Raw genomic sequence first — 6,896 nt, forward strand, 5'->3', positions numbered from 1 at the left:
GCCGTTTTTACAAAACATATACTTTTAAGATGAAATTCTTATTTCTTAGTCTTTTACTTTAGCATTCCAAACACAAGCAGCCAGTATCATTGAGATGACTGCAGAGCCTACCCAAAAATCAGCAGCTAGGGCAAAATCATAAAGTTTTTTCCCGTTAACGACAGTTATATGTGAATTAATCAAATAACCACTTATAACTTCTTGAGCAGCAGCTCCGCCATAACTGAGTAAGCCGATCATACCCATTGCCGCACCTGTAGCACGTTTAGGGCAAATATCAACAGCCATTAAACCTCCAAGGTAGCAAACCAGTGCTCCCATAGTAAAACCATAGACGACCATACTGCCCATATCAATCCAATAACTAGCAGGTGCCCAAACAAATGCAGCGGTGGCAGCAGCGTATAATAAACCGTAAATCAATGCAGGCATATTACGTTTGTGGTTAAAAAACTTATCCGATACAAGACCGCATGTAAGAGCACCAAAAATTCCGGCAAACTGCATAACAGACAAAACACCACTCGCACCCATGGTTGTATAACCTTTAGCTTCTGTTAAGTAGATAATGCCCCAACTTTCTACCGCGTAACGAGTAATATAACAGAAAAGGCTAGACATACCGAGTATCCATACTGCAGGACGTTTTACGACTTCCCACTGCAGACTGCCAACAGATTTGTCTTTTTCAACAATAGCAGCATGGTCATTTTTAAAGTCTGCAACATTTGGTAAACCACGAGTTTCAGGTCGATCTGACATAAAGAAATAAATTAGGATGGAACCGATGGTACAAACAACACCTGCCATAATGAAACCCATCTTCCAGCTGTAAGCTCCTACGATAGCAGCAGTTGCCATATAAGTGAAGGCTGCACCTAGATTATGACTGGTGAACCAAATACCATAGAAAGTACCCCGCTCTTTATTACTAAACCATTGGTTTAAAGCAACAATACAAGGACCTGCACCAAAAGATTGGAACCAACCATTTATGCCCCATAACACGACTAGGGGTAAAAATTCATTAGTAAAACCCATTAATACGGTAATAACAGATGATAGAAAAAGACCGAGAGCAAAGAAACGTTTAATATTTAATCTGTCAGCTAAAAAGCTGTTGGTAAATTTACCGAGGCCATAGGTGATAAAAAATACAGATCCCATTATACCAAGTTGCTGAGCATCCAACACTCCTGTTGCCATCAAAGGTTTTTTGATAACGGAGAAACTAAGTCGGATAACATAAAATAACGCGTAACCTAGGGTAATTGAAGTAAAAACTTGCCAGCGAATTTTGTTGAAAGCCGTTGCTATTTGACCTTGATCGCCCTTCATTAAAGGCTGGTCCTTTCCTGTCATAAAAAACTTTGTGATTTCTTCGAACATTTCGCATTCCTTCTTTCTTTAATTTAGTCACATTCTAGTTTGGTTATTTCCATATCACACTCCTCTTATCTATAATGTAGGAAAAAATATCATCTAAATTATCACATTATAAAGACAATTCTGGTATCCGTAAAACATCTGATAATGAAGTAGGAAAAACATAGAAGTTGATGTAAGATAAATTCTTACGTTATAATCATTTCATTAATGTAGGAGAGAAAATACTACTACAGTTAGTCAAAGTGATTCCTAATGCCAAGGAGAATAGCAAAAAAAATAAAAGCGAGTAAGGTTTTTCCTTACTCGCTTTTTGCCGGCAATAAATCATATTTGAGTGCATAGTCCACTAATTGACTTTTCTTAGTTAACCCTAACTTCTCCATCATACGTGTTTTGTAAGTATCCACTGTTTTAACACTAAGACAGAGCATTTTGCCTATTTGACTCATTGAATATCCTCTAACTATATATTTTAAAACTTCTCGTTCACGAGGACTTAAAAGAGTATAAGGATTATCTGCGTTTTCTTTAGGCGTAGTTGTTAAAAGACTATTTAATAATAGTTGAGAATTATGAGGATTTAAATAGCGCTGTCCCATATGGACCGCCTTTACCGCAATAAATAACTCTGTATCAACAGCATGTTTTTCTACATAACCTAGAGCACCAGAACGCATGGCTTCCTTTATGTACTGTTCATCTTCATACATGGTGAGTACTAAAATTTTAATTGGATATCCTCGGCTTTTGATTTCCTTTATACATTCAAGTCCCCCCATATTAGGCATAGATAAATCAATAATCAGCACATCTGCATTTGTTTTTTCTAAAAGGGTTAGAACATCTTCACCATCAGATGCTTCACCGACTACAATAAAATCAGTTTCATTATTGAGTAATAGCTTTAAGCCAGCTCTTAAGACAGCATGATCATCGGCTACTATGATTTTTATTTTAGATCTCATTTTTCATCACTCCAAACATGTTATAGGTATGATTACCGTAATTGTTGTACCTTGTCCACTAATGGAATGGAAAGTAAAATTACCTCCTAATAGTTCAACTCGCTCTTTCATACCATATATCCCTAAACGGTTTTTTTGACGAGCTGCTTCTAAGGCTCCTGAACGAATACCAAGGCCATTGTCATCAATACGCAGGATGATAGAGCCTGTATCTTGTTCAAGGGTGATATTCACGCTTGTAGCATAGGCATGCTTAGAAATATTTGTTAAGCTTTCTTGTAGAATACGGTATAAGGTCAAAGCAATTTGATTATTGATAATTAGTTTTTCATCCGGTGGAAAAAAAGAGACCATAAGATCCTGTTGATTGCTGAAATTGGTTATATACTTATCCATCGCTGCTACGATTCCTAGATCATCTAATACCGGTGGGCGAAGTTCAACTGCCATTTTTCGTAAGCCGCCTAATACATTAATTGCTACATTCCGAGCATCAAGTAGTAAGACTCGCTGCTTTTCGTCAGTCAACTTTGATAACAACACTTTCATATAGGCAAGCAAAGACGCCATGGATTGGCTGGTTTCATCATGGAGCTCACGAGAAATACGTTTCCGCTCGTCTTCTTGAATTGTAAAAAGTTTATTTAATAATACAGTACGTATTTCTTCCTTGGCACGTAATTCTTTTAGCAGACGGTTATTTTCAAAATCCTTTTCTTTTAGACTCTCGATCATTTCATTAAACACTCCAGCTAAGCGACCAACTTCATCTTCTGTTTTGATTTCAGTTTGGACATAAAAATTACCTTGTTGAATTTGCTGGGCGGCTTTGGTTAAATTACGCATGGGATGAATAATAAGATAGGCTAAGTACGTAGAGCCCATGGCAGCTAATAAGCAAACCAGAAGTGTAGTAATGAAAAATTCATATAATTTAAGAGATAATAATTGCTGTGTACTTTTTTCCGACATGCCTACTCGAACGTAACCAATGGCTCCATTTTCGATAGGAACGATTACTTCTCGTATCGGACCCTCATTGCTACTAAACTTCATTGTCTGATATCCATCTTCGTCCTTAGGATAAAGAGAAAGCTTGATTGGTAATCCCTTGGGTAAATTGCCGGCAAAGGTATGAGCTAAAATTCTGCCAGCAGAATCTGTAATTAGAATATAGCGAACATCTTCTGTATTACTCTTAGTTTGGTTAATACGGTCAAATAAGGCATAGTTATCATCTAGTAAAATGTCGTTACTACTAAGAGCCGCAACATAGGCAGCTATTTCAGCACCACGTTTTTCAATTTGCTGATCAAGCAGCTTTGTCGTTGTATCCATCATAATAAAGCCAATAATAATACTTAATAAGAGCAACATACTAATAATTATGCCGTTGATTTTATAATAAATACTTAATTGTCGCAGCCATTTCATAGGAATGTATTTGTCCTATCATATAATTTACGCAAGGGTTCATAAAGTTCAGGTGTGGGAAAAACAAATTTATCAATGACTAAATGCTGCATGGCAGCCAGTGTATCAGGATCTTCATTCATAGTAAGAAAAATGTGGCGTAATTGCTCTTTTTGTTGTGTATTCATACGTTTACTAATCACAACAGGACCTGTTGGTACAGAAGGCATAGAAGCAATGATACGCACCTTTGCTGCAAGTTCAGGAGTTTTAATTTTCGCATATTCATAAATTTGACTATCAAAACTAGCTCCATCCGTGACCTTTGTAGCTACTGCCCAAATCGATTTATCATGACTATAGGTATAAAAATATCGTTTAAAAAATTTTTCAGGATCAGTGCTTCTTTGTCTCAAGTATTCTTCCATAACCATATGACCAGAATAGCTAAGAGGATCAGTAAAGGCAAAGACTTTATCTTGCAGGTCACTGATTGTATGAATATCGCTGTCTTTATGTACAATAATTTCTGGCGTATACAAAGAATTCCCTCCATGTTCTGCCATAACAAATAGTTCAATCTCATTCATACCCCGGTAAGAACTATAGGCTCCAGTAGATAAAAAGGCAATATCAACATCACCATTTGCCAAAAGCATATTCACTTCTGCATAGGTTTTGCGCTGTACGAGAATGGTTTGGCGTCCTGTTTTCTTAGAAACATAGTCAGCGATTTGTCGGTAATATGTGATTGTTTCATGAGGAGAAAAAACAGAGGCTAGAGCAATAAGAAGAGGACGTTCATTGGGGTTACTGTTATTCTGTAAGGAGACAAATTCTGATGGTTGGCTAAAATCAATAAAGGGAGTTGTATTATTTTTACAACTATTGGTGAATAAAATTAAAAACATAAGAATACTGAAAGTTAAGAATTTGAGCTTCACGATATGATCACCTTTTTATTATTTTGGATTTATACAATGTATTAAAAACTTCAATATCGACTATTTGCCTGTGAGGTGGAATATAGCCATGTGTAATACCGATAGTAATTGTCAATATTATAGCATAGATCATTTTCGTAGAGGGAATAAAGAAAGATAATTTAAATAAAGAGCTTTAAACGTGGTGATTACTTTTAAGCATAATGCAATCACCAGATAAAGAACCGAAATCATCTTATATATGAAAGATAATATTCATTATAATTATTAGTTGACGATAATATATGATTATGATATACTTCTAAAGTAGCTCGCGAGGGCAGCAAGTTTAATAAAGAAACTAGAAAAAATAAGTTGACATGCTAAAACAAAGATGTTATACTAAAGATCCGCTGTAAGGGCGAATGTGTTCCTTGAAAACTAAACAATGTAAGTAAGGTTAAAATAAGCCAGATGTGCGGTACTCGTTTCGAGTGCAAAACAAAGTTGTTCTGCGAAAGCGAGAACAACACAAACAAGTTTTTTAAAGAGCCATCAAGGTTCTTCATAATATAACTTTTATGGAGAGTTTGATCCTGGCTCAGGACGAACGCTGGCGGCGTGCCTAACACATGCAAGTCGAACGGTCTGGTATTCAACACTGAATATTTAGCAGTGTAGCCAAGCGTCAAGCGCGAAAGAAGAGAGCGCTTCACGCATAAACAAGTGCCAACACAAAAGCTGAGGATTGAGTGTTGAATATCAGATAGTGGCGAACGGGTGAGTAACGCGTAGACAACCTACCTTCTAGCTGGGGACAACACTGCGAAAGTGGTGCTAATACCGAATGTTGTATTTTGAGTGCATACTTAAGATACTAAAGGTGGCCTCTATTTATAAGCTATCACTAGAAGATGGGTCTGCGTCTGATTAGCTAGTTGGTGAGGTAATGGCTCACCAAGGCGACGATCAGTAGCCGGTCTGAGAGGATGAACGGCCACACTGGGACTGAGACACGGCCCAGACTCCTACGGGAGGCAGCAGTGGGGAATCTTCCGCAATGGACGAAAGTCTGACGGAGCAACGCCGCGTGAGTGAAGAAGGTTTTCGGATCGTAAAACTCTGTTTTCAGGGACGAATGTGTGGATTGTAAATAATGATCCATAATGACGGTACCTGACAAGAAAGCCACGGCTAACTACGTGCCAGCAGCCGCGGTAATACGTAGGTGGCAAGCGTTGTCCGGAATTATTGGGCGTAAAGCGCGCGCAGGTGGGATAATCAGTCTGATGTTAAAGTTCGGGGCTTAACCCCGTGAAGCATTGGATACTGTTATTCTTGAGTGCAGGAGAGGAAAGTGGAATTCCTAGTGTAGCGGTGAAATGCGTAGATATTAGGAGGAACACCAGTGGCGAAGGCGACTTTCTGGACTGTGTCTGACACTGAGGCGCGAAAGCCAGGGTAGTGAACGGGATTAGATACCCCGGTAATCCTGGCCGTAAACGATGGGTACTAGGTGTTGGGGGTATCGACCCCTCCAGTGCCGGAGTTAACGCAATAAGTACCCCGCCTGGGGAGTACGGCCGCAAGGTTGAAACTCAAAGGAATTGACGGGGGCCCGCACAAGCGGTGGAGTATGTGGTTTAATTCGACGCAACGCGAAGAACCTTACCAAGGCTTGACATCGTCTGATGACTCTAGAGATAGAGAGTTCTTCTTCGGAAGACAGATAGACAGGTGGTGCATGGCTGTCGTCAGCTCGTGTCGTGAGATGTTGGGTTAAGTCCCGCAACGAGCGCAACCCTTATCCTATGTTGCCAGCACGTAAAGGTGGGAACTCATGGGAGACTGCCGTGGATAACACGGAGGAAGGTGGGGATGACGTCAAGTCATCATGCCCCTTATGTCTTGGGCTACACACGTACTACAATGGGCTTAAATAGAGGGTAGCGAAGCCGCGAGGTGAAGCCAAACCCAAAAACAAGCTCTCAGTTCGGATTGCAGGCTGCAACTCGCCTGCATGAAGTCGGAATCGCTAGTAATCGCAGATCAGCATGCTGCGGTGAATACGTTCCCGGGCCTTGTACACACCGCCCGTCACACCACGAAAGTTGAGAGCACCCGAAGCCGGTGAGGTAACCAGCAATGGAACCAGCCGTCGAAGGTGAGATCAGTGATTGGGGTGAAGTCGTAACAAGGTAGCCGT

The 6,896-nt window shown here is 39.7% G+C and carries 4 protein-coding genes and 1 rRNA gene (1 of these 5 running past the window's edge); 1 reads left to right on the top strand and 4 read right to left on the bottom strand.

The window, feature by feature from the left end; genetic code table 11:
• Positions 1-45: 45 nt before the first annotated feature.
• The 4 genes from JBW_RS00095 to phnD form a co-directional block, all read right to left on the bottom strand.
• Positions 46-1,389, bottom strand: a complete 1,344-nt coding sequence (locus tag JBW_RS00095) for an MFS transporter (RefSeq protein WP_007954634.1) — start codon at positions 1,387-1,389, stop codon at positions 46-48.
• 299 nt (positions 1,390-1,688) lie between these two features.
• Entirely contained in the window at positions 1,689-2,354 is a 666-nt protein-coding gene (locus JBW_RS00100) for a response regulator transcription factor (protein WP_007954626.1), read from the bottom strand.
• Between the two features lie 6 nt (positions 2,355-2,360).
• Positions 2,361-3,788 (bottom strand): ATP-binding protein, encoded by a 1,428-nt coding sequence (locus JBW_RS00105; RefSeq protein ID WP_007954622.1) that lies wholly within the window; start codon positions 3,786-3,788, stop codon positions 2,361-2,363.
• Complete coding sequence (phnD, locus tag JBW_RS00110; protein WP_007954621.1) at positions 3,785-4,711, bottom strand: phosphate/phosphite/phosphonate ABC transporter substrate-binding protein; 927 nt, start codon at positions 4,709-4,711, stop codon at positions 3,785-3,787. Before phnD ends, JBW_RS00105 begins: the two co-directional genes overlap by 4 nt.
• A 557-nt stretch (positions 4,712-5,268) precedes the next feature.
• Between phnD and JBW_RS00115 the strand changes: the two genes are divergently transcribed.
• Positions 5,269-6,896, top strand: a 16S ribosomal RNA gene (locus JBW_RS00115); it runs 30 nt beyond the window's last position.

Origin of the sequence: Pelosinus fermentans JBW45 (assembly GCF_000271665.2) — a bacterium.
In the GTDB taxonomy this organism is placed as follows: Bacteria; Bacillota; Negativicutes; order DSM-13327; family DSM-13327; genus Pelosinus; species Pelosinus baikalensis.